20 protein-coding genes are annotated in these 24,358 nt (G+C 43.6%); 11 read left to right on the top strand and 9 right to left on the bottom strand.

Features of this window, described 5'->3' with window-relative positions:
• Window position 1: 1 nt before the first annotated feature.
• Window positions 2-1,678, bottom strand: coding sequence for a bacillithiol biosynthesis cysteine-adding enzyme BshC (bshC, locus tag LAQ65_RS01980; protein WP_224115252.1), 1,677 nt, complete (start codon window positions 1,676-1,678; stop codon window positions 2-4).
• Window positions 1,679-1,749: 71 nt separating this feature from the next.
• Window positions 1,750-2,997, bottom strand: a complete 1,248-nt coding sequence (locus tag LAQ65_RS01975) for an NAD(P)/FAD-dependent oxidoreductase (RefSeq protein WP_224115251.1) — start codon at window positions 2,995-2,997, stop codon at window positions 1,750-1,752.
• A 169-nt stretch (window positions 2,998-3,166) separates the two neighbouring features.
• Between LAQ65_RS01975 and LAQ65_RS01970 the strand changes: the two genes are divergently transcribed.
• A complete protein-coding gene (locus LAQ65_RS01970; protein WP_224115250.1) occupies window positions 3,167-4,420 on the top strand; it encodes a sterol desaturase family protein in 1,254 nt (417 codons plus the stop codon).
• Here the strand turns inward: LAQ65_RS01970 and LAQ65_RS01965 are convergent.
• On the bottom strand, window positions 4,396-5,805 hold the full coding sequence (locus LAQ65_RS01965) for a glycoside hydrolase family 140 protein (protein ID WP_224115249.1): 1,410 nt from the start codon (window positions 5,803-5,805) through the stop codon (window positions 4,396-4,398). The two genes, LAQ65_RS01970 and LAQ65_RS01965, sit on opposite strands and share 25 nt — an antisense overlap.
• A 138-nt stretch (window positions 5,806-5,943) precedes the next feature.
• Here LAQ65_RS01965 and LAQ65_RS01960 point away from each other — a divergent pair, with 138 nt between their 5' ends.
• From LAQ65_RS01960 to LAQ65_RS01945, 4 genes are all read left to right on the top strand, one after another.
• On the top strand, window positions 5,944-6,945 hold the full coding sequence (locus tag LAQ65_RS01960; RefSeq protein WP_224115248.1) for an MBL fold metallo-hydrolase: 1,002 nt from the start codon (window positions 5,944-5,946) through the stop codon (window positions 6,943-6,945).
• Between the two features lie 2 nt (window positions 6,946-6,947).
• Complete coding sequence (locus tag LAQ65_RS01955; protein ID WP_224115247.1) at window positions 6,948-7,619, top strand: DNA alkylation repair protein; 672 nt, start codon at window positions 6,948-6,950, stop codon at window positions 7,617-7,619.
• Between the two features lie 43 nt (window positions 7,620-7,662).
• A complete protein-coding gene (locus tag LAQ65_RS01950; RefSeq protein WP_224115246.1) occupies window positions 7,663-10,200 on the top strand; it encodes a DUF3857 domain-containing protein in 2,538 nt (845 codons plus the stop codon).
• A gap of 100 nt (window positions 10,201-10,300) precedes the next feature.
• Complete coding sequence (locus tag LAQ65_RS01945; RefSeq protein ID WP_224115245.1) at window positions 10,301-12,472, top strand: molybdopterin cofactor-binding domain-containing protein; 2,172 nt, start codon at window positions 10,301-10,303, stop codon at window positions 12,470-12,472.
• Window positions 12,473-12,492: 20 nt separating this feature from the next.
• Here the strand turns inward: LAQ65_RS01945 and LAQ65_RS01940 are convergent, their stop codons facing one another.
• On the bottom strand, window positions 12,493-12,894 hold the full coding sequence (locus tag LAQ65_RS01940) for a c-type cytochrome (RefSeq protein ID WP_224115244.1): 402 nt from the start codon (window positions 12,892-12,894) through the stop codon (window positions 12,493-12,495).
• 23 nt (window positions 12,895-12,917) lie between these two features.
• Window positions 12,918-14,225 (bottom strand): 30S ribosomal protein S12 methylthiotransferase RimO, encoded by a 1,308-nt coding sequence (gene rimO / locus LAQ65_RS01935; RefSeq protein ID WP_224115243.1) that lies wholly within the window; start codon window positions 14,223-14,225, stop codon window positions 12,918-12,920.
• Window positions 14,226-14,422: 197 nt separating this feature from the next.
• Here rimO and LAQ65_RS01930 point away from each other — a divergent pair, with 197 nt between their 5' ends.
• On the top strand, window positions 14,423-14,923 hold the full coding sequence (locus LAQ65_RS01930; RefSeq protein WP_224115242.1) for a hypothetical protein: 501 nt from the start codon (window positions 14,423-14,425) through the stop codon (window positions 14,921-14,923).
• A 36-nt stretch (window positions 14,924-14,959) separates the two neighbouring features.
• Here the strand turns inward: LAQ65_RS01930 and ftsY are convergent, their stop codons facing one another.
• The 4 genes from ftsY to rpmB all read right to left on the bottom strand — a co-directional run bounded on the left by ftsY (window position 14,960) and on the right by rpmB (window position 16,751).
• On the bottom strand, window positions 14,960-15,922 hold the full coding sequence (gene ftsY / locus LAQ65_RS01925) for a signal recognition particle-docking protein FtsY (protein WP_224115241.1): 963 nt from the start codon (window positions 15,920-15,922) through the stop codon (window positions 14,960-14,962).
• Between the two features lie 148 nt (window positions 15,923-16,070).
• Complete coding sequence (locus LAQ65_RS01920) at window positions 16,071-16,244, bottom strand: DUF4295 family protein (protein WP_224115240.1); 174 nt, start codon at window positions 16,242-16,244, stop codon at window positions 16,071-16,073.
• A gap of 41 nt (window positions 16,245-16,285) precedes the next feature.
• On the bottom strand, window positions 16,286-16,468 hold the full coding sequence (gene rpmG, locus LAQ65_RS01915; RefSeq protein WP_214457769.1) for a 50S ribosomal protein L33: 183 nt from the start codon (window positions 16,466-16,468) through the stop codon (window positions 16,286-16,288).
• A 46-nt stretch (window positions 16,469-16,514) separates the two neighbouring features.
• Entirely contained in the window at window positions 16,515-16,751 is a 237-nt protein-coding gene (gene rpmB / locus LAQ65_RS01910; protein WP_214457770.1) for a 50S ribosomal protein L28, read from the bottom strand.
• A 294-nt stretch (window positions 16,752-17,045) separates the two neighbouring features.
• Here rpmB and ppk1 point away from each other — a divergent pair, with 294 nt between their 5' ends.
• The 5 genes from ppk1 (at window position 17,046) to LAQ65_RS01885 (ending at window position 24,302) form a co-directional block, all read left to right on the top strand.
• Window positions 17,046-19,202 (top strand): polyphosphate kinase 1, encoded by a 2,157-nt coding sequence (ppk1, locus tag LAQ65_RS01905; RefSeq protein WP_224115239.1) that lies wholly within the window; start codon window positions 17,046-17,048, stop codon window positions 19,200-19,202.
• The gene (locus LAQ65_RS01900) at window positions 19,199-20,086 is read left to right on the top strand and encodes a Ppx/GppA phosphatase family protein (protein WP_224115238.1); all 888 of its coding nucleotides are present in this window, start codon (window positions 19,199-19,201) and stop codon (window positions 20,084-20,086) included. Before ppk1 ends, LAQ65_RS01900 begins: the two co-directional genes overlap by 4 nt.
• A gap of 53 nt (window positions 20,087-20,139) precedes the next feature.
• Complete coding sequence (gene panB / locus LAQ65_RS01895; protein ID WP_224115237.1) at window positions 20,140-20,952, top strand: 3-methyl-2-oxobutanoate hydroxymethyltransferase; 813 nt, start codon at window positions 20,140-20,142, stop codon at window positions 20,950-20,952.
• Window positions 20,953-20,991: 39 nt separating this feature from the next.
• Window positions 20,992-22,515: an L-piperidine-6-carboxylate dehydrogenase gene (amaB, locus tag LAQ65_RS01890; protein WP_224115236.1), complete on the top strand. Its 1,524-nt coding sequence runs from the start codon at window positions 20,992-20,994 to the stop codon at window positions 22,513-22,515.
• A 77-nt stretch (window positions 22,516-22,592) separates the two neighbouring features.
• Window positions 22,593-24,302, top strand: coding sequence for a S8 family peptidase (locus LAQ65_RS01885; protein ID WP_224115235.1), 1,710 nt, complete (start codon window positions 22,593-22,595; stop codon window positions 24,300-24,302).
• Window positions 24,303-24,358: the final 56 nt, after the last annotated feature.

Below are 24,358 nucleotides of genomic sequence, written 5' to 3'. Positions count from 1 at the left end.
TTTACCTCAATGGATCAATGACGGAACCTGTTAACTTAACGCTTTTTTCAGCGACCTGCTCCTGGTTAATAGTACATACGATAAACTGTTGGTCCAAAGAAGGTGAAATGTTATAAATAGTCCTGATAAATTCGGGTCCGTATTTCGCGTAAAATGGCATAAAATTCTCTACCCTCTCCTGCAAATTATTATTTGGAAACAAGGCTGCCTTAATAGTGCTTATCTGCCGCGAATGGTCACTGAATTTTCTCTTCTCCGCCCTTAATAGTTTCTTCTCAAGGTTTTCCAATTGCTGCAATACTTTTTTTTGCTGGGCAAGTATATGTGTTTCCAGTGTTTTGTCTACTTTAACAGCAATACTCCTGAGGTGTGCATAAAATGTTCTGGCTTCACTGATTTCCTGGTCCAGCTGGATTTGCACAACAGTTTCCCTTTTCACCAGGTCATTCAATATTTCTGCGGCGGGTTTAAAAAATTCAGCAGTATCAAATTCCATCGCAGCTATTTTTTTAGACCATTTTTCTTCGAGCAACAGGAAGGAATTTCTCAAAACCTGCACGGGATAAGGCACTTTATAATGATGAAAAAGGTCTTTCAATTCAAGCCAGTAGGCCAGTTCACCCCCACCGCCAATAAAAGCGATATTGGGTAAAATCGTTTCCTGGTAAAGTCCGCGTAGTATAACATTCGGACTAAATCTTTCCGGGTATTCATTAAGTTCCTGCTTCAATTGGTTTGCAGTAAATCTTATGGTAGTATCAACAACATGAAAACCTTCACCATTCCTTTCAATGCGGTTCCTGACTTCATCTTTCAGGTAAAACAAGTTAATGTCCCGTGGATTCGCCTGCACTTTGTAATGTTCAGATAATCGGTTATTTGTCGCAGTTACAATGGCAGATGGTGTATTGTTAAAAAGGTCATCTGAGAAAACAGCCTCCATTTCCCTTTTAAGTTCAGGATGATCTGCAATCAGCACTACCAACCCGAATTCTGCAAAAAGGTCATGCAGTAAAGTAAAAGTAGCGGTTTGGATATCCGGGCTGTTGAGATAGGCCTTTTTAAGTATCGCAACTAATTCGGTACCATATTGCTGCACGGAGAGTTCGCCTTCTATCCTGTTGATCAGCTTTTCTAATCCCTTCGTTGTCATCCTTCCTACAGCCCCACCCTGTTTAGTATCCCAAACCAGCTTTTCTCCATTAAGGAAAACTTTTCCCAATTCATCAAGGTCCGCATCTTCACTTCCCATATAAAAAACAGGAACGAAATTAAACGAAGGGAAATCCTGTGACAGGTTATTTGCAAGCTTTACGGCATGCAGTATTTTGTAAATAAAATACAGGTAGCCGGTAAAAATATTGGGCTGGTGTGCAGTACAAACCGTAAAAGTATTGTCCAGCCGAAGCAGACTGATATTTTTAGCAACGAGGCTCGCCGGTGAAGACCCAGTTTCATAACCATGCAGTTTAGCATACTGTTCCTGCAATACGTTCGCCAGCAAATCCCTGTTTGTCGCAAATGCCTGACGGGCCTGGATAGCCGAAAAAATGCCTTCCCTGTTTACCGGGTATTCATAAAATGAACGCAAAGCTGATGCCCCGCTCAAATAATCATTAACAATCTCGTTGAACAACCCGGTTTGCCGGTAACTGAATTGCGTAGCGTTACATTCCATTTGGCGATTATTGATGGTAAAGTTAGCAAACCAACCCACTAATATCTAGTTAAATACGATAAGGTGCAGGATCATTGAAACCGCTCAGGTAAAAATGGCATCAGGTCAACCGATGGCTTCAACTCATTGGCGATTTCTGCAACCAGTTTACCGGTCCCGGCTCCAAGGCTCATGCCCACCATAGCATGGCCCGTTGCAACAACCAGGTTAGTGACGGATTTGCTTCTCCCGATATAAGGCATCCCGTCTGCTGAACAAGGGCGAAAACCAAACCAGACCTCTTTTTCCTGGGGCATTGGTATGTGGTAATCGGGCAAATAACGTTTAACAGCATCGATTATGCCTTTCACCCTGCCCATCCGGGGTGGTTGATTTGTAGCTGTAATTTCCATGGTGCCGCCAAACCTGATTTTATTGCCATCCATTGGGGTGATGGCTACCCTGCCTTCCATCAGTACAGCCGGATAATTCAGTTTATTGGATGAATTTTCCAGGGTTATCGAATAACCCCTTCCCGGCATGATGGGAATTTTCAGTCCGGCTCCTGCCGCAAGTTCCCTGCTCCAGGAACCTGAGGCTAAAACAATGATATCGGGTGAATACATTGCCCTGTTTGTTTTGACCCCGCTTATCCGGCCATTGTTTTTTTCAAATCCTGTGACTTCTTCATGGGTCCTGAATTGCACACCCAGGGCTTTTAAATGCCGGATCAGTGACCCCATTACTTTATTCGGGTATACATGGGCGTCACACTTAAAATATAAAGCCCCATTAATAGCTAATTTTGTTTGTGGTTCCATGGCCTGCACCTCTTCCCGGGAAAGCACCACTGCATCAAGCCCAAGGTCATTAGCCTGCTGGCAGGTATGGTGCGCATGTTCTTCTTTTTCTGGTGTTTGAAAATATTCCAAAAGCCCTTTGTGCTCATAGGCCATATCAAATCCGGCAATGCCCTGCCAGTCCATGTAGCATCGCTGGCTGAAAAGCGCAATATCCCGCAATGGAATGGCTGCAGCCCGGACCTTTTCGGGCGTGGCACTTCGCATAAACTTCCAACCCCAGTCAATCAGGGGCCAGCTGGCCCGGGGCTGAATATAAAACGGACTTTGGGGGTTCCACATCCATTTCAGGCCTTGCCGGATGATACCTGGTGTTGCAAGTGGTATAAAATGAGAGGGGCAGATATATCCTGCATTGCCATAGCTGCAGTTATTCAAAAGACCATCCTTGTCGATAACTGTAACCTGCCACCCCGATTGCTGAAGATAAAGGGCAGAACTTAAACCAATTATTCCACCCCCAATAACTATTGCCTGCATAGATTTGCAAATTTAATGGGTTATAGACAAGGATAAAGAAGGACCCGGCCCATAAAGATGACCGGGATCAAAAAAACAGTACATTATCGGTTCAGTGGGCAATTCTGGCTAAATTTGCAGAAACGAAGTTTGCTATATGGAAACCTATGGAAAAATATTACTCATTGCAATGCCAGTATTTTTATTGCTTGTTCTGCTGGAGAAATGGTATGGCTGGAGAAAAGGTTTTGATACCGTACGCAATATGGATATGATTTCCAGTCTAAGTTCGGGCATAACAAATGTTACCAAGGATGTCCTGGGCCTGAGCATTGCCATAATCAGCTATGGATGGCTTTTAAAGCATTTCGCCCTTATACATGTTCCGGATGGATGGCTGACCTATTTTATTGCATTCATGGTGCTGGATTTTGCAGGTTATTGGACCCACCGTATTGCCCATGAATACAATTTTTTCTGGAACAACCATATCATTCACCATAGCAGTGAAGAGTTTAACCTGGCCTGTGCATTACGCCAAAGCATCTCCTCCTTTGTCCAGATTTTCGGTATCCTTTTGCTGCCTGCGGCTTTGTTAGGTGTTCCTTCAGCAGTAATTGCTATTGTAGCCCCCTTGCACCTCTTTGCACAGTTCTGGTACCATACACAACATATAAAGCGGATGGGATTCCTGGAGAAAATAATCGTAACGCCCTCACACCACCGCGTTCATCATGCATTAAACCCGGAGTACCTCGATAAAAACTATTCACAGATTTTCATCTTCTGGGATAAGCTTTTTGGCACCTTCCAGGAAGAACTGGAAACTATTCCGCCTGTTTATGGTATAACCAGGCCTGCACAAACCTGGAATCCTGTTAAAATAAATTTCCAGCATCTTTGGCTTTTAATAAAAGATGCCTGGAGAGCTGCAGACTGGAAAGATAAATTCCGCATCTGGTTAATGCCTACAGGCTGGCGACCGGCCGATGTTGCAGAAAAATACCCGGTTTATAAAATAGAGGATCCCTATCACTTCGAAAAGTACAACCCTAAAGCATCAGATTCCCTGCAAGCCTGGAGTTGGGTACAACTAACCTGCTGCCTTCTTTTCATTAGTTATTTTTTTGGGAATATTGCCGGCATCGGATCTCCCGGAATATTTTTATACGGACTTTTTATTTTCCTGATGGTCTATGCATTCACTGAATTAATGGACCGGAATAAATCTGCCATTATCTGGGAACTGATAAAAAATATAACCGGGATAGCCATTCTATTTTACCAGAAAGACTGGTTTGGCGCAAGCCGGATATTTTCATTTATACAACCAATACTCATCACCTATTTCCTGGTTTCGACAATTGTTGTTGCCTGGTTTGTTTACCAGCATGCACAGGAAGACCAGCAACCCTTGTCTTATTTGCCAGGGGGCCGGTACTGATAATCCGGGTTATCAAGTACCAAAACCCAGTCTTGCCCCACCCCTTTCGTTGGTGGTGTAAAACTCATAATATCTTTGCGGTAAGAAGATATACCCCTAACCATAAGGCCTATACGGGGATCAAACCACCATGCCTTAACATCTGAACTTTTCATGAAACTTGTCTTCACTTTGATTGTTTTACCCACCGGGATATAGATCATGGCATAATCATTATCCTTACCCCGAAAAGCGGTGATGAATTCCCCTTTTTCACCCTGTCCTTCTACAATCATCGACGGATCATAGATACGGCCAATATAAGGCCTGCATTCAATCAGTTTACGAAGGTAACTGACACTGAAAGCACCCGGTCGGTCAAGCCCGTTGGTCCAGCTGCGATCAACATAGGTAATAGGCTCTTCCCTTTCACTGTAAAACTGCCAGACACCGTGGTGCCCATAGGTAACACCGCAGCCCCCGGCAAAAACAGATCTATAACATTGCTTGCGCACATCATAATCATCAAAAAAACCATCCTTGGGATTCCACTTTGGCCATGGGTTTACCGGGTGGTCTTCATAATTCGGTTCTGCATCCAGGGTAGGTTTTGGATTAGGCAATTTAAAGTCGCGATCAATCCATTTCCAAACCGGAACATCATGGCCGCTGCCATGGCCACTTTGCATGGTATTCATATTAAGCCACTCCTCCTTGTGTAAGTATTGTGAAGTGCTTTTTTCACCACCCCAGGTATGGTAAGTAATAAAAGCCTTATAACCGGCACCTTCACGAATTCCCCGTGCCATAGCGCGCCAAATAGGCCGCCAATCAGATGTATCTTTCTGTGGCGGGCGATCACCACCTAACATCCAGATGATGTTTTCATCATCTTTATACCGGTTGCCCAGCCATTTCCCGTAGGTATAAGCATTTTTTTCATTGAAAATAACCGGCCCTGTACCCCATTTGGGTGTTACTTTATCTCCCCAGGTAGGCAATAAGCACAAGAACATATCCCTTTGGGCAGCCATTTTTACAACGGTATCCACTAATTGAAAATATCTCGGATTCGGGGTTTCGATATTAAAATTGTTAAGGGGAATTGCACCATAGCGGTTCGGCTTTTTAATGCCATCAAATTCCGCCAGGATTACAGCCTGTATTACGTTGAAACCCTTGGCATACCTGTCATCCAGGTAGGTTTGTATTTCTTCAAAATCAAGCCGGTGAAAGAGTTCCCAGCCAGTGTCACCCAGCCAGAAAAAAGGCCGGTCATTGGTGGTTTCCAGAAAATGTCCGTCGGCGCTCACACGCAGCCGGCCGTTTTTCCATGTTTTCTGTGCCTCCGCTATCGTCGAAAACAAAATGGTCGCCATGAAAAAAAGGAGTCGGATACGCTTCATCTGTAGTTCATTTTATCCTGCAAAAAATTATAATCTATTCATTATTAGGCACATTTGCCAAATAGCATAACGAAGGAAAGGTCATTTTATTGGAAAAAAAAGAACATTTGTAGTTTCCTGCTGTAATTCTTTTTCTATATGGACAAGATCAAAAATTCACCCAATTTTCGCAATGGTGCCTTCCAGAACCTTTCCACAACTCCAATGATGGCAGAGGGAGTTTCAACTTTTAAAATTTTGCGGGATTTTTTAAATAAGCCGAAATCAGTAAATCCGCCTGGGCCCCTGCCCTCTGTGCAAACCAACCTTAAGGAATTAAGTTCCGACAAACCAACGGTAATCTGGTTCGGGCATTCCTCCTACCTGATAAATATTAATGGCATCAACGTACTGGTAGATCCGGTTTTTAGTGGTTCTGCTGCACCAATTTCTTCATTGGTAAAGGCATTTCCGGGCTCCAATGAATATGGCCCAAAAGATATGCCGGCCACCATAGACTACATGGTGCTAACCCATAATCATTATGATCATCTGGATAAAAAAACGATGGTTGAACTGAACCAACGGACCAAACAGTACATCGTGCCATTAGGTGTGGCTGCAAATCTTAAAAACTGGTCAATTGGTAAAGAGCGGATCATCGAAATGGATTGGTGGGAGTCAAATCAACTCTCACCATATATTTCCATAACAAGTACACCAGCCAGGCATTTTTCAGGAAGGGGATTTAAAAGGGGTGGCTCACTCTGGACTTCCTACCTGCTCAATATTTTTGGTTTTACAATTTATATCGGGGGTGATTCTGGCTATGACCTGCACTTTGCTGAAATTGGAAAGGCCGCTGGTGAAATTGACCTCGCAATCCTGGAATGTGGCCAATACAATGCATACTGGCCCTATATTCATATGCAGCCTGAAGAAGTGGTGCAGGCATATATCGACCTGGGCGCTAAAATGCTGCTTCCCGTACATTGGGGAAAATTCGCGCTGGCCTATCATGCCTGGAATGAACCCATCATAAGGGTCACCACCAAAGCAGCTGAGAAAGGAGTACCGATTGCTACCCCCAGAATCGGGGAACCGCTGGTCATAAATGGCAGCAATCCGTCAAAAGCCTGGTGGTTAGACATAGCAGGATGAATATGCAGAAGAAAACAAAACAACTACTGGAAGAACTCCTTCCGGCCATGGAATTTCACCGTGATCCTGCGCTGGCGCTGCCTATGGCCAGATACATGAAAAACCTTTTCCCCTACCTGGGCATTAAACAGCCATTGCGCAAAACACTTTCAGCCCGATTTATGAAGGAAGCCAAAGACCTTGATAATGCTGAAATTATCGCATTGGCAGATGCACTCTGGAACAAGCCTGAACGAGAATTCCAGTATATAGCGATGGAATTATTGTATGCTGCCCGTAAGAAATGGGATAACAAATCCCTCCCTTTTTTTTGTTCGCTGGTGAACAGGAAGCCATGGTGGGATACCGTTGATTTCATTGCATCAAAACTTATCGGAACCTATTATGCAGGTAAGCATAAACCTCCAAAAATGATAGCCTGGTCTGCTACAAATGATCTTTGGCAGAACCGGACAGCAATCCTGTTCCAGCTAAACTATAAAAAAGCAACCGACTCCGGGTTATTGTTTGCAATCATCAATAGGGTTAAGCATAAAAAAGATTTTTTTATCCAGAAAGCGATTGGCTGGAGCCTCCGGCAATACCACCGTACTGATCCTGCAGCAGTTGAATTGTTTGTAGAACAGGCAGCAATTAATGGTTTGGCAAAAAGGGAAGCACTTAAACATGCCTGATAAAATTTAATAATTATATTGGCTCATGCAAACCTGCCAAAGCATGCTGAAAACCTTAACCCTTATTGCATCAGTAAGCCTGATCACCTTATTTTCATTTGCCCAAAAACCTGCAATTTCCCCGGCCCCTTCCTGGTTACTGAATATAGACCCGGATTATTCTAAAAAACCTGCTGAAAAAGAAATTAGTGACGGGTATTTTTTGGACCTGGCAGATTTACAGGTTAATGTCCCCGCTAAAACGGAATACCACCATTTAGTCAGGCATATTATTAATGAATCAGGCGTACAAAGTGCATCTGAAGTATCGGTTGAATTTTCACCTGAATATGAAAAAGTCATTTTCCATTATATTAACCTGATAAGGAATGGAAAAATTATCAGCCGGTTAACCCCAGGGCAAATTAAAGTCGTCGAAGAAGAAACTGAATCAGGTAATTACCAGTACAATAACCAGAAAAGGGCATTTGTTGTACTGGAGGATACACACAAAGAAGACAGGATTGATTTTGCCTATTCAATAGTTGGATACAATCCGGTATTCAAAAATAAATTCCATTGGTCGCAGTACTTCAGCTATAGCACTCCCGTTACCAATTATTTTATCAGTATTCTTAGCGATCCGGCAAAAAAACTCAATCTTCATTTGTTCAACCAGGCCGCAGCCCCGGTTGCTGGAAGTGTAAATGGACTCCTGCTCCACCAATGGAAACAGCCGGTATTGCGGGCATGGGAAAGCCAGGCAACTGTTCCATCCTGGTTCGATGATTATCCTTACATCACAGTTACAGAATTCAACAATTGGAAGGAAGTTGGTGAATGGGCGCTTGGTGTATTCAATTCCTATAACTATCCCTTTTCAGATGAACTGGTAAAAAAAATAAAGGAACTGCAAAGCAAGGCACAAGGCGATAACGACCTTTTCACTGAACTGGCTATCCGTTTTGTACAGGACCAGGTGCGATACCTGGGATTTGAAGTGGGTGTTTATTCCCATCGCCCGCATGATCCAAACCAGGTATTGCGGCAAGGTTATGGCGATTGCAAAGACAAATCCCTTTTACTGGCAAGGATTTTACAATATGCGAAAATTCCGGCCTATATAGCACTTTTAAATACCAGCTTACGCAATAACGTTGAAAAAGAAGCGCCATCGCCCGGAGTCTTCAATCATGCAATTGTAGCCTTGCAAAGGTCGGATGGTTACTTATTTATAGATCCTACTTCCAGTGGCCAGAGAGGTAGCCTAATAAATTTATATATACCCGCTTATGGAAAAGCATTGGTAATAAAACCAGGCGTCGCTGAATTTTCTGATGTGGCTCCAGGTCCTGTTAACAATACCATTGTGGAAGAGTCTTTAGATGTGAAGTTTCCCGGTGAAGGTAACAGCACCCTGAAAGTGAACACGGAATATTTTGGCGGGGCTGCAGATATGATCCGTGAATATTATTCTTCCAACAGCCATGCTGATATTGTAAAGCAATATGAAGACTATTATGCAGGTATTTATGATAGTATAAAAATGGTTGGCGATATTAATTTCAAGGATGATAGTGTCGCTAACAAGATATTGATTGAAGAAAATTATATTATCCCTGAAATCTGGACTTACTCGGAAGAAGGCAAGAAAGAAATGCCTGTTGTTGCGAAAGCAATAATGGAAAAACTAATTTCCCCGAAAAACCATTATGGCGGTGCTCCGCTTTCGCTGAATTATCCGGCAGATCTCCGGTATTCCATAAAAATCAGGATGCCGCAGGATTGGTCCTTCCCTATTGAACCACTTGAACTTTCGACAAATTCCTATAGCTATAAATTCAGTCCGGCATTTTCAGGCAACAGGATTGAACTTAATTACGCATTTAAAACCTTAAAAGACCATATTCCGGCTGATGAAGTAACTGCATTTAAAACCGATTATAAAAAGATAGACAACACCCTCCAGTTTGAGTTGTATAAAAACACGACGGATACAGGTAACCAACCTAAAATTACATTACCAGGCCAGAACATATACTGGCCGGCAGTTTTATTGTGTATGATAATCGGCAGCGGGGGATACCTGCTTTTTCATAGGTATAACAGGTATTACATTCCCGGGAATAGCAGGATCAATTATGAAGACAAATTCAATGCCTGGACTATCTTTCTCGGCATAACCCTGGTCATATCACTCCTGTTCCAGGTATACAACTTTATCAAAAACGATTTTTTCAACCTATCCAATTATAAGACACTTCAATCAATGGCAGGTAATGGCCTGATGTATACCAGCCTTTTAGAATTGGTATTGTCAGCAACCTGGATTACTGCAAACCTTGCCCTTGTTTACTGGTTTTTTAAAAAAAGGGATATTTTCCCCAGGATATTCATGTACTATATTGCCAGCATTGTTGTTGGTAACCTCTTGCTGCTTATAACCTACAAATTTGTCAATATTGAAAAATATGTTCCAGGAACAGAAAACAGTACAATCAGGGATATTTTCAGGATACTGTTTTATGGGATGATTTGGGTTCCCTATACCATGCGCTCAGAAAATGTGAAACAGGTATTTATTAAAACCCATGATGAATAATACATAACCGGGTAATCGGCCAATTTTTACTAACTTATGTATTTAATTATAAAGGAAATTTTGGGGTTATAAATGAAAACCGGAACAATACCAGCTAACTATGAGCAATAAGACAAAAAATATTTCCCGCCGTAACTTTTTGCAGTTAACCGGAATGACAGGCGCATCACTGACGATAGGCTTTTACCTGCCGGTGATGGCAAAAGCAGTACCAAAATTGCTTACTCCCGGGGAGGCACTTGAGCAGGGTATTGAATTGACCGCATGGGTCTCAATAGATAAAAACGGGCTGGTTACCATAGCCAGCCACCGGGCAGAAATGGGACAGGGATCCTTCCAGACTATTCCGCAAATTGTTGCCGAAGAACTGGAGGTTGACCTTAATAAAATAAAAGTTGTCTTTGCGCCGGGAAACCAGGCCAAATACGGCAGCCAGGTAACGGGTGGAAGTTCAACAGTTCGTGGCGGCTATAAAAATTTATTAAAGGCTGGCGCAACTGCACGCGAAATGTTATTGGCGGCAGCTGCAAAAAGCTGGGGAGTTCCCGCCTCAGAATGCTATGCAGAAAAAGGGGAAATCATTCACCGCCCAACCGGTAAAAAAATAGGATATGGATCACTGGTAGATGCTGCATCCAGGCTTAAAATTCCCGACGTAAAGCTCAAGGAACGAAAAGATTATAAACTCATTGGAAAACCGTTGCCCAGGCTCGATAACCCACCCAAAATCAATGGCAGCGCCGTTTTTGGTATAGACTTCCGGGTACCGGGATTGCTTTTTGCAGTAGTGGAAAGAAGTCCGAGGTTCCATGGAAAAATAAAATCAATTGATGACAAAGCAGCCAGGATGGTTAAAGGGGTTAAGGATGTCATTGAAGTAGAGATGCCTGTTTTTGCCTTTACCCGCCATGGCGTTGCGGTAGTTGCCGACAATGTATGGGCAGCCATGCAAGCCAGGAAATTGCTGAAAGTTGAATGGGATGACAGCGGAATTGAACTGGTGAATACCGATATGTTATACGACCGTATGCGGCAGGATCTCAATAAACCCGGACTTACCCAAAATGCACAAGGTGATGTGGACCGGGTTTTTGCTAAATCCACCCAAAAAATTGAAGCAGTTTACGAACTGCCTTATGAATCGCATAGCGCATTGGAGCCCCTGAATTGTACCGCATTGTACAGTGAAGATAAAATTGAAGTATGGGGACCAATCCAGGGTCCTGACTGGGTGCAGTCAGACCTTGCTGAAAGATTCAGTATACCAGTGGAAAAAGTGAACGTCCATATGACTTTTCTTGGCGGTGGTTTTGGCAGGAAGGCTTTTACTGATTATCCAGCTGAAGCTGTGACCATATCAAAGATGGTAAAGGCGCCTGTACAGGTAGTCTGGACCCGTGAAGATGATATGACCCAGGGGCCTTTCAGGCCGGGTGCAGTCTATGGTTGCCGTGCCAGTCTCGATGGCGGGATGGTAAATTCCTGGCAGGTTAAAATGGCAGCACAAAATATGGATCATCAGTCATCGCCGATGCCGGATAAGGCTGAATATAACCGCAGCACCCATGAAGGATTCCTGCCACCCTATTTTGATAGCATCCCCCATTTCAGGTTTGCAGATATTCCAACTGAATCACCTATTCCTGTAATGTGGTGGCGGTCTGTTTATGCTTCAACGAATGTATTTGCATTTGAAAGCTTCTGGGATGAACTGGCCATAGCAGCAGGAAAAGATCCCCTGGAATTCAGGCGTATGCATATTTCCCCTGATAAAGAACGTTACCATGCTTTACTGACGGAAATCCAGGAAAAATCAGGCTGGTCTAAAAGGGGAAAAAATGAAGGATGGGGATTTGCCATTTCCGAATGTTTCGAGAGTCCTGTTGCCGAAGTGGTCAAAGTATCTAAAAATACTGACGGCTCTTTAAAAATTGACCAGGTCACTGTTGTTATGGATTGCGGATGGCACGTTAATCCGGATATTGTAAGGGCACAGGTTGAAGGAAGTGTTATTATGGCCCTGGGTGCTGCAGCAGTTCATGGAACCCATTTTGCTGACGGGAAAGCAGTTGAAACGAACTTCCACCAATACCACATGCCAAGGATCAGTGATAGTCCGCCTATCGCTGTACATATTATGAACAACGATGAAAAACCAGGCGGTGTAGGTGAACCAGGTTTGCCACCATTTGCACCTGCCCTTTGCAATGCGATTTTTGACCTGACGGGAAAACGTATCCGAAAACTTCCATTTGACCTTAAAAAAGTATAAGGATGAATCAGCCGGTATTATTACCGTGCTTTTTTTACCTGGTCCGGAACAATCAAAGGTTTATAGGTATTGCCCCAGCTGTTGGCTATATAATTTACAACATCGGCAATTTGTTCATCAGTCAGGTAATCCTGTGCAGGCATCAGCATATTGTACGGCTTTCCGTTTACAATTATCGGCTCATTTTGCCCTTTTAAAATTATACCTATTGTCCTTTTAGGATCTTTCATCAGGTAGTCTGCTTTTGCAAGCGGTGGGAAGGAATTTTCAACTCCCTCACCCTTTTCCATATGGCAACTCTGGCAGTTATTAATATACACCTCCTGGCCACGTTTAATGCTTTCAGCTTTGGGGTCCTGGCGGTACGAGTTTGCTGCATTTCCTAAAAGGATAAACCCTGAAATGATAAAGGCATATTTCATATTTCATGTTTTTTATGGGTGTATCAAACAACTTCCCCTTCCAGGTCGTAATCAAAAGCCTTTGTGATTTTAACCTGTACAAATTCGCCGATTGGTAATTTCCTGTTTGTATTAATTACTACTTCATTATCTACTTCAACACTGTCAAATTCAGTGCGGCCAAGATAGCGGCCTGCCTCACGCTTATCAATCAGCACCTTGAAAACCTGCCCGACTTTCTCCTGGTTTTTCTCCAGGCTGATCTCCTGCTGTACTTCCATGATTTCCTGGGCCCTGGCCTCTTTTTCATCGGCAGGAACATCATCCACGAGATCATAAGCAGAGGTATTCTCTTCATGTGAATAGGTGAATATTCCTACCCGGTCAAAACGCATCCGGCGCAAAAAGTCTTTTAGTTCTTCCACGTCTTCGCGGGTTTCCCCGGGAAAACCAGCAATCAAAGTTGTACGCAGGCAGATCCCGGGAACTTTTTCCCTTATTGCCGCAATAAGCTCTTCCATTTCTTCGCGGGTGATTTGCCTTTTCATCGCTTTCAGCATATTGTTGGAAGCGTGTTGTAAAGGCATATCGAGGTAATTACAAATATTTTTTCTGTCCCGCATGGCATCCAGCACTTCAATCGGGAATTTCGAAGGATAGGCATAATGTAACCTGATCCATTCCAATCCCTCCACATCCGAAAGACGGTACAGCAATTCACCCAATTGGCGCTTTTTATAAAGATCCAGCCCGTAGTATGTGAGTTCCTGGGCAATCAGCATCACTTCTTTCACCCCTTTTTTCACTAAGGCTTCGGCTTCTTTTACCAGTTCTTCAATGGGCCGGCTTACATGGCCGCCACGCATTAAAGGGATAGCGCAAAAAGAACAGGTACGGTTGCAGCCTTCAGAGATTTTCAGGTAAGCATAATGTTTAGGCGTTGCCAGCAACCTTTCACCAAGGAGTTCAGATTTATAATCTGCTTCCAGTTCTTTCAGGATCAGGGGAAGTTCCATTGTACCGAACCAGGCATCAACTTCCGGAATTTCTTTTTCCAGGTCCTCACGATACCGATGGCTTAAACACCCTGTTACAAACACCTTATCGAGTTTCCCTTTCTTTTTAAGGGCTACCTGGTCCAGAATCGTATTGATCGATTCCTCTTTGGCTTTATCAATAAATCCGCAGGTATTCACTACCACAATATTGTGGTCAAGTTTACTATTTTCATGAACCACCTCAATGTCATTTGCAAAAAGCTGACCACTCAGCACCTCGCTATCCACCATATTCTTGCTGCACCCCAGGGTAATAATATTCACTTTATCTTTCTTCAGCGTTCTTGCTTTCATTCGTTTCAAATAAGTCGCAAAGGTAACAATTTTACCCGGCGGGTATTACCCGCCGGGTAGTTAAACATCTGGTTAATTTTCAATGTTTTAAAGTATCTATTATATAAAGAACGGCAGATTTACCCGCCGGGTAATACCCGGCGGGTAAATCTTAACTTTGGCATAATTTTTTATTACTGGGAGTTAAATTAATAGCAATGAAAAAATGGATAATGGCAGCTACCCTCTTTATGGGGATTTGCCTGCTTAAGGAAGGCGCTTATGGTCAGTCAATGGGATCAAGCTATAAAACTGCCTTAGGGGTTAAATTCTGGCCCGGGGCAATTACTGTAAAACATTTCATCGCCGACAATAAAGCCCTGGAAGGCCTGGCGTATTTTTGGGACCATGGTTTCCGTTTTACAGGTTTATATGAGTTCCATGGTAATATCAACGGGGCTCCCGGACTAAAATGGTATGCCGGACCGGGTTTCCATATGGGTACTTATAGCGAAGGCTGGTATTACCACAATAACCATGACGAATATTATTACAACAGTGGTGATTTTTCGGTGGGACTTGATGGTGTATTCGGGCTTGATTATAAGTTCAAAGGCGCCCCAATTAATATGAGCCTTGACATTCAACCCTTTTTAGAAATACCGCATCACACTTATATGGATGTATGGGGTGGACTTGCGGTCAGGTACACATTCTAATATTTTCTAAGGTGGTTTGATTACAGACCACCTTTTTTATTTGCTTAAACTAAACAGGCTATCCACAAATTCGTGCTTATCAAATACGAGTAAGTCTTCCATCTTCTCTCCCATACCTATAAACTTCACCGGGATCTTAAACTGGTTGGCAATAGCTAACACAACTCCACCCTTGGCTGTACCATCCAGTTTAGTTATAGCCAGGGCAGTAACTTCAGTTGTTGCAGTAAAATGCCTGGCTTGCTCTAATGCATTCTGGCCAGTACTACCGTCCAAAACCAACAAAACTTCGTGAGGTGCATTGGGTATCACTTTTTGTACCACACGGCGAATCTTACCAAGTTCATCCATCAGGTGGACTTTGTTATGAAGGCGACCCGCTGTATCAATGATAATTACATCAGAACCCCTGGCTACACCACTTTGCACAGTATCAAAAGCCACCGCAGCCGGATCTGATCCCATATCCTGCTTTACAATAGGTACACCAACGCGCTCACTCCAGATCGTAAGCTGGTCAACGGCCGCAGCCCTGAAAGTATCTGCAGCCCCCAACAAAACCTGCTTACCTGCTTTTTTGAAATTATAGGCGAGCTTACCGATTGTAGTTGTTTTTCCAACACCATTAACCCCTACAACCATAATAACATAGGGCTTATCAGGCAGTTGGGATTCAAAGGAATATGTATTGCTCTCCGGCGCATCGACCAGTACATTTGTAATCTCTTCCTGTAAAATGCGATTGAGGTCGGTAGTATTAAGGTATTTATCGCGCGACACCCTTTTTTCAACGCGATCAATAATTTGCACAGTGGTGTCAATTCCAACATCTGCGCCAACCAGGGCCTCCTCAAGATTGTCAAGCACTTCTTCATCTACCGTGCTTTTCCCGGCAACCGCCTTTGTTATCTTGCTAAGGAAACTTTCCTTGGTCTTTTGCAATCCCTGGTCAAGGGTTTCCTTTTCTTTCTTCCCGAATAATTTATCAAAAAATCCCATGAAAGCTGCTTGTGGTGTTTGCGAAAAATTTGTGTCAGACTATAGCGATCAGCGAAATTAACCCATTGCCTTCATAAAGTCCCAAAACAGAAAAGCTGTCCCGGTTTAATTCAGAACAGCTCGCAAGAGTACTTAACTACCCCCTCAATTATTTTTCATTCATGAAATCCTTGATCTTGTCTTTGTGCACAATCGCCTCTTTAAAGGTATATGCACCAGACTTTGGACTGCGTACAGCCTTGATCACTTTAGTCCAGTTCTTAGCTTCTGCTGCTGCCTTCTGGTCTTTAGTCTTGATCGCCGTTTTTGCTGCTTTTGCCATTTTATAACGAATTAGATGTTGAGTAAATCAGGTTACCGCGCTTATTTAATTTCCTTATGAACAGTTACTTTCTTCAGGATTGGGTTGAACTTTTTCAACTCCAGGCGCTCCGGAGTATTCTTTTTGTTCTTGTTAGTGATATAACGGCTTGTACCCGGCTTACCACTTGTTTTGTGCTCGGTACATTCCAAAATCACCTGAACTCTGTTTCCTTTCTTTGCCATTGTTAATCAGTTTTATATATTCTGCCGTTTCCGGCCGAACAGTAATTTAGATTTTAGCTCCTTTCGCTCTGAGATCCTTAACTACTGAAAGCAAACCATTTTTATTGATGGTACGCAATCCTTCAGCAGACAGCTTCAAAGTAATCCACTTATCTTCTTCTGCAATATAAAATCGCTTCGTCAGCAAGTTCGGAAGGAACCTGCGTTTTGTCTTAATGTTCGAGTGAGAAACTTTGTGACCGGTGATCGGCGTCTTACCCGTAACCTGACATACTCTAGCCATGACTGTCAAAATTTAGGACGGCGAAGGTCGGAAAATTCAGCAATTCAGCAAAACTATTTCCAACTTTTTTAGTCTTTTTTAAAAATAAATGTATCCTTTAGCGATTTTCGCCAGTCCGCAAAGGTAATCCCTTTCTGCTTACCAGTTGCCGGCATTTACAGGATAAAGAGAATTAATTGGAAAAACAGCGTGATTAGTCCGCTGATTACAGAACTGATTACCAGCTAATTCGTAACAAATACTTAATTTCAAATTGCCGGCCATCATCCCAACTTTACACTTAAATGGCTGATAATGATTGATATGGATGGAAAAAGAAAAACAATAGTCCGGGATATCAGTTGGCTTTCCTTTAATGCCAGAGTGCTTCAGGAAGCTGCAGACCCGACAGTCCCCCTTAAAGAACGTATTAAATTTTTAGGCATATTTTCCAATAACCTCGACGAATTTTTCAGGGTTAGGGTGGCCACCTTAAAAAGGATGATCGAAATCGGTGGTAAAAAAATTAAGGTGAATATGCACCTGGAACTTTCCCCGGAAAAAATACTGGAAGAAATCATGATCCTGGTTTTGCGGCAACAAAATGAATTCAACCATATCTGGGAAGATATCAGGCGCGAACTTGAAAAGGAAAAAATATTCCTGCTTAATGAAAAACAGTTAAGCAAAGAGCAGAAAGCTTTCGTTAAACAATACTTTGAGGAAGAAGTCAGGGTAAATACTATCCCGCTGATGATTGAGCAGATTCCACAGCTGCCCTACCTGCGCGACAAATCCATTTACCTCGGTGTGGTAATGAGCAGACGCACCAGCACCTTCGAACAGAAATACGCCCTCATTGAAGTGCCTTCAAAAGTACTGGGCAGGTTCGTGCAACTTCCCGCGCCAACCGGGCAAAACAATATCATTTTACTGGAGGATGTGATCCGTTTTAACCTGCCTGCCATTTTCTCCTACTTCGGCTATGAAAAATTTGATTCCTGGGTATTCAAGGTAACCAAGGACGCAGAGATAGATATCGATAATGACATTTCCACAACCCTCATCCAGAAAATTGAGAAAGGTGTTAAGAACCGCAGGAAAGGAAAACCTGTACGCTTTGTATATGATAAAGAGATGGATGCAGGACTTCTTGAGTTCCTGATGCGGCGCATGAGCCTTACCCGGAAAGACAACCTCATTCCCGGGGGCAGGATCCATAACTTCCGGCATTTCATGGAATTCCCGGATATCTTTACCAAAAAATCACAACGGAAAAAACCATTCCTGCATCCCTTGCTGGCCGGTAGTTCCAGGGTTACCGACGTGATCCTGGAAAATGACGTCATGCTTAATTTCCCCTACCATTCTTTCAATCCGGTTATTGAATTACTTCGCGAAGCAGCCATAGATCCTGAAGTTATTTCCATAAAAATCACGGCTTACCGGCTTGCACAAAATTCAAAAATCATCAACGCACTGATCAATGCTGTTCGGAATGGCAAAGAAGTGGTCGTAATGATGGAGCTCCGCGCCCGTTTTGAAGAAGAGGCCAACCTCGAATGGAAGGAAAAACTGGAGGAAGAAGGGGTTAAGGTATTGATTGGTATCCCAAATATAAAAGTGCATGCCAAGTTATGTATCATCAGGAAACGGACCCGGAACAGGACCATCCAGTATGGTTTTGTAAGCACCGGTAACTTGAATGAATCGACTGCAAAAATTTATAGTGACCATAGCCTGCTTACTGCCCACCGCGGGATAATGGCAGATATCAACCGTATTTTTTTATACCTGGAAAAATATAAAACCAAACCTGATATTTTAAAATCCTGCAAAACATTACTTACCTGCCCGGGTAACCTTCGAAGTGAACTCATAAAACTGATCAACCAGGAAATAAGGGCTGCTAAAAAGAAAAAGAAATGCGGCATCCTTTTAAAAATGAATTCCCTTTCAGATGAAATACTGATCGATAAATTATATGAAGCCGCCAGGGCCGGTGTACCTGTCCAACTGATTGTCAGGGGAATTTTTTGCATGTTCAGTGAAAACAGTAAATACAAACAACCTGTGAAAGCTATCAGTATCGTTGATGAATACCTGGAACATGCCAGGGTATTCATTTTTCACAACGGCAGTAAAGAAAAAGTGTATATATCATCGGCAGACTGGATGGTCAGGAACCTGGATCACCGCATTGAAGTTACCTGCCCTGTTTACGATGAAAATATCCAGAAGGTTTTGAAAAATATGCTGGCCATACAATTGTCAGACAACGTAAAGGCCCGCATCCTGGATAATTCACTTAGTAATGAATACGTGCGGACAGGCGGAAAAAAAGTACGCTCACAGGTTGAACAGTATATTTACCTTCAATCCAAGAAAAACAAATTACAACCCGGGGAAGTTTCGCAGCCTTTGAATTCAAGCGCTGATAGCATTCCCCTTAAAACCACAACCAGCCTTTGAAACTAGCCGCCATCGATATAGGAAGTAATGCTGCCCGCCTGCTGATAACAGAGGTGGTAACCGATGGATCCGGACAAACCCAATTCAACAAACTGAACCTGGTGAGGGTTCCCCTCCGGCTCGGATTTGATGTTTTCGATTCGCAGGTAATTTCCCCGGAAAAAGAAATCCACGTTTTAAAAACCATCAAAGCGTATCGTGCTCTCATGGACGTTTATGGCGTTGAACATTACCTGGCCTGCGCCACTTCAGCAATGCGCGATGCCACCAACGCAAAAGAAATTATTGCTCATATAAAAGGTGAAACAGGAGTTGAAATTGAAGTGATCAGTGGCGATGAGGAAGCTTCTTTTATTTACGAAAACCATATCGCAGAAAACCTGGATAAAGACCACTCATATATGTATATTGACGTAGGTGGCGGAAGCACTGAACTCACTTTTTTTAACGACAACCATCTTGTTTTTAAGGAATCTTTCAATATCGGGACCATCAGGTTACTCAAAAACCAGGTTGAGGAAAAAATGTGGAACGAAATGAAAGATTTCATCCGAAATAAAACCAGGGGATTTAAAGAAATTACCTGTATCGGATCCGGCGGGAATATCAATAAAGTATTTTCCATGTCCAAGAAAAAAGACGGTAAACCCCTTTCCCTGGACCACCTCAAAGACTATTATAAAGAACTGAGCAGTTTTACTGTACCAGAACGCATGCGCCTGTACAGCCTCAGGGAAGACCGCGCCGATGTGATCGTGCCTGCCCTTAGCATATACATTAACGTTATGCGATGGACCGACTCGCGGGATATATACGTGCCTAAGATCGGGTTGGCAGACGGACTCATCCATATCTTATGGAATAAGGTTAAAGGAGCCGGATAACCTGCTTCACCTGTTTCCTTCAGAAATATTTTAACGCCTAATACAACCATATCATGTCGCAGCCAGATGTTAAAAAAGTAACTACCAATACCCTCCAGAAAATGAAAGCGGCGGGACAGAAAATTGCCATGTTAACCGCCTATGATTTTTCATTTGCCAGGATCTTCGATGCAGCCGGAATTGATGTGCTTTTGGTGGGAGATTCTGCCAGCAATGTTATGGCCGGACATGAAACCACTTTACCCATTACACTCGACCAGATGATTTACCATGCCCAGTGCGTGGTAAGGGGTGTAGACCGTTCCCTGGTTGTAGTGGACCTCCCCTTTGGAACCTACCAGTCAAATCCGGACATTGCACTTGCCTCCGCCATCAGGGTGATGAAAGAAACCGGCGGACATAGCATTAAACTGGAAGGGGGTGAGGAAGCAGTGGAAAGCATTAAACGAATTGTAAAAGCCGGAATCCCGGTTATGGGTCACCTCGGTTTAACGCCGCAATCAATTTATAAATTCGGTACTTACACCGTCAGGGCGAAAGAAGAAATGGAAGCTGAAAAGCTGAAAAGGGATGCTTTATTGTTGCAGGATGCTGGCTGTTATGCCATAGTACTGGAAAAAATTCCTGCCCTGCTTGCTAAAGAAGTCTCTGAAAGCCTGGACATCCCCACCATAGGTATTGGTGCGGGAATGTATTGTGATGGCCAGGTTTTGGTAATGCACGATATGCTGGGTATCAATATCGAATTCAAACCTCGCTTCCTACGGAAATATGCTGATTTGAACAAAGAAATAACAGCAGCAGTTGAACAGTACGTAAAGGATGTCCAGTCGCAGGATTTCCCTAATGAACAGGAGCAATACTGATTCCTAAACTGTACCTTTGGCGGCTAAAAATAGCTTGTCATGGAATTTTTAAAAGCCCTGGGTATAGCCAAAGACAATTGTGGAACCAGTACTGGTTCGGTTTGGATCAATACAAAAGGTGCCGCAATTCCCTCCTACTCGCCCGTTGACGGAGCCCTTATCGGTTCTGTTTATGCAACAGATAAAGATGGATATGAGCAGGTGCTCCATACTGCCGCCAGGGCTTTTGCAGAATGGCGGAACTGGCCTGCCCCCCGACGTGGTGAAGTTGTTCGCCAGGTTGGTGAAGCACTGCGTGAAAAAAAGCAATGGCTCGGGCAACTGGTTTCCTATGAAATGGGAAAAAGCCTCCAGGAAGGCCTTGGTGAAGTTCAGGAAATGATCGATATCTGTGATTTTGCAGTGGGTTTATCCCGCCAGCTGCACGGGCTGACCATGCACAGCGAAAGACCCGGCCACAGGATGTACGAACAATGGCACCCGCTGGGAATTGTCGGTATTATTTCCGCTTTTAACTTCCCTGTTGCGGTTTGGAGCTGGAATACCATGCTGGGCTGGGTTTGCGGCGATGTTTGTATCTGGAAACCATCCGAAAAATGCCCCCTTTGCTCTATAGCCTGCCAGAACATTATTAATGAGGTATTCACCCGGAATGATGTTCCGCAGGGGGTATGTAACCTTGTAAATGGCGGAAGGGAACTGGGTGAATGGCTTGCTGCCGACACCAGGATCCCGCTGATCTCTGCAACAGGGTCTACCCGTATGGGCAAAGCGGTTGGGGCAGCAGTAGGCGCCCGCCTAGGGAAAAGCATCCTGGAACTGGGCGGTAATAATGCCATCATTATTTCAAAAGATGCTGACCTCGACATGAGCCTCATTGGTTGTGTTTTCGGCGCTGTAGGTACAGCCGGACAAAGATGTACCTCCACCCGAAGGCTCATTATCCATGAATCTGTTTATGATGCTTTCCGCGACAAACTGGTTAAAGCCTATGGCCAGTTAAGGATTGGCAACCCGCTCGACCAGAATAACCATGTCGGCCCGCTGATTGATAAAGATGCGGTGAACCAATACCTGGCTTCCATTGAAAAATGCAAGTCAGAAGGCGGTCGTTTTGTAGTGGAAGGCGGGGTAATGGAAGGAGCCGGTTTCGAAAGCGGCTGCTATGTGAAACCTTGTATAGCAGAGGTTTCCAATGATTTCAGCATTGTACAGCATGAAACATTCGCCCCTATTTTATACCTGATTAAGTACAAAACCATTGATGAAGCAATTGCTTACCAGAATGGTGTACCCCAGGGGCTGTCTTCTTCAATTATGACCCTAAACCTGCGCGAAGCTGAACAGTTCCTGTCCTGCTCAGGTAGTGATTGTGGTATTGCCAACGTAAACATCGGCACCAGCGGGGCCGAAATCGGCGGGGCTTTTGGCGGGGAAAAAGAAACCGGTGGCGGTCGTGAAAGCGGCAGTGATGCCTGGAAAGCATATATGCGGAGGCAAACCAATACCATCAACTACTCAACTAAACTTCCGTTGGCACAAGGAATTAAATTTGACCTATAATATGGTTAAAATCTGCAAACGGTAAACTATTTTAAAGGATTTTACGTCTATTAGTATTGTAAATAAATAAAGATTGCATGAAGCTACATTTAATCCTACCTGCGGGTATACTTTTAGCAGCATTTAGCTTTGGATCCGTTTCCGGTCAGGGCAATGCTCTCCCTGTGAAAAGAGATCTTCCCAAAGGCTGGCATCTTGGCGATAAAGCTAAAGATGGCTATTATGGAATCAGCCTGGATAAGGCTTATGAGTTTGTGAAAGGCAAACCGAGTAAAACGGTAATTGTAGCGGTAATCGATTCCGGAGTAGATACGCTTCACGAAGACCTCAAATCAATATTGTGGACCAACCCGCGGGAAATTCCGGGAAATGGCATCGATGATGACAAGAATGGTTATGTTGATGACATACATGGCTGGAACTTTTTAGGTGGCAAAGACGGCTCCAGTGTTAAGGAAGACAGCTACGAAGGAGCAAGGGTTTACCATAACCTGAAAGCGAAATTCACGGCTCCGGGTTTCAACGCTGTTGCCCTTAAAGGTGAAGAGAAGGAAGAATATGATATGTGGAAAAAAGCCAAGGACCGTGTTGAAGGGGATGCTAGTGGCGGTGGTGCTGACCTGCTTTTCCTGAAACGGGCCCTCGAAACCAGCCAGAAAAATGACAGTCTCCTGCGCAAAGCCATGGATACCACAACTTATAACGGCAAAGACCTGGAAACTTTTGTTCCATCAACAACGGAAGCACAAAAAGCAAAATCAGGTATGCTATATATTTTCAAGGCATTCAATATGATGGAAACCAGCAATACTGAATTCCTGGAAGGCTTTGAAGAATTTGTTAGAGGGGAAGAGAAGAAAAAAGAAGGTGCTGAAAAAGCCCCGACAGACTACCGCGGCAATGTGGTAAAAGACAATTACAGTGATTTCTCCGACCGGTTTTACGGAAACAACGACGTAATGGCCAATACGCCAATGCATGGCACGCACGTAACGGGAATTATAGCTGCACAAAGAAACAATGGCATTGGTATGGATGGAATTGCAGATAACGTAAAAGTCATGATGATCAGGGCAGTTCCTGATGGCGATGAACACGATAAAGATATAGCCCTTGCCATTCGCTATGCGGTTGATAATGGCGCTAAAGTGGTGAACATGAGTTTTGGCAAAAGCTTTTCCCCCGAAAAGAAATGGGTGGATGAAGCCGTTAAATATGCAGAAACAAATGGCGTATTATTGGTTCACGCAGCCGGTAATGATGCCGCTAATGTTGATTCTACCGATAATTTCCCGAATCCAAATTTAAGGACAATTAAATCAAGAGCTACCAACTGGATTACCGTTGGGGCGAGCAGCGATCCTTTGGCTGAACCTGGGTTTAATAGCTATACCGCTTCTTTCTCCAATTATGGCAAACAGGAAGTGGATGTATTTGCACCAGGTACAAAAATCTATTCTACCCTTCCTGGTGGAAATACCTATGGTAACCAGCAAGGTACCAGCATGGCTTGTCCCGTGGTTGTAGGTGTAGCAGCCTTTCTTTTAAGCTACTACCCTAACCTGACACCCCAGCAGGTTAAGATGGTGATTGAAAAATCTGCAGTGGTACCGGATGAAAAAGTAAAGCTTCCAGGTTCAGAGCAAATGGTACCCCTCTCCTCTATCAGCCACTCAGGAGGCTTCCTGAATGCCTACGAAGCAGCAAAACTGGCAGAGACCATTAAAGCAGATACACCGGCTAAGAAACTACCCAAATCGACCTTGAAAAAAGGAAATAAAGGATAACATTCAAACCCCGCAAACTGCGGGGTTTTTCTTTGGAGCTATTTGAAAGCAGCATA

The organism is Flavihumibacter profundi, assembly GCF_020076305.1.
Lineage (GTDB): Bacteria > Bacteroidota > Bacteroidia > Chitinophagales > Chitinophagaceae > Flavihumibacter > Flavihumibacter profundi.
The sequence above is the reverse complement of the archived record's forward strand: the minus strand, read 5'-3'. Positions and strand labels throughout refer to the sequence as shown.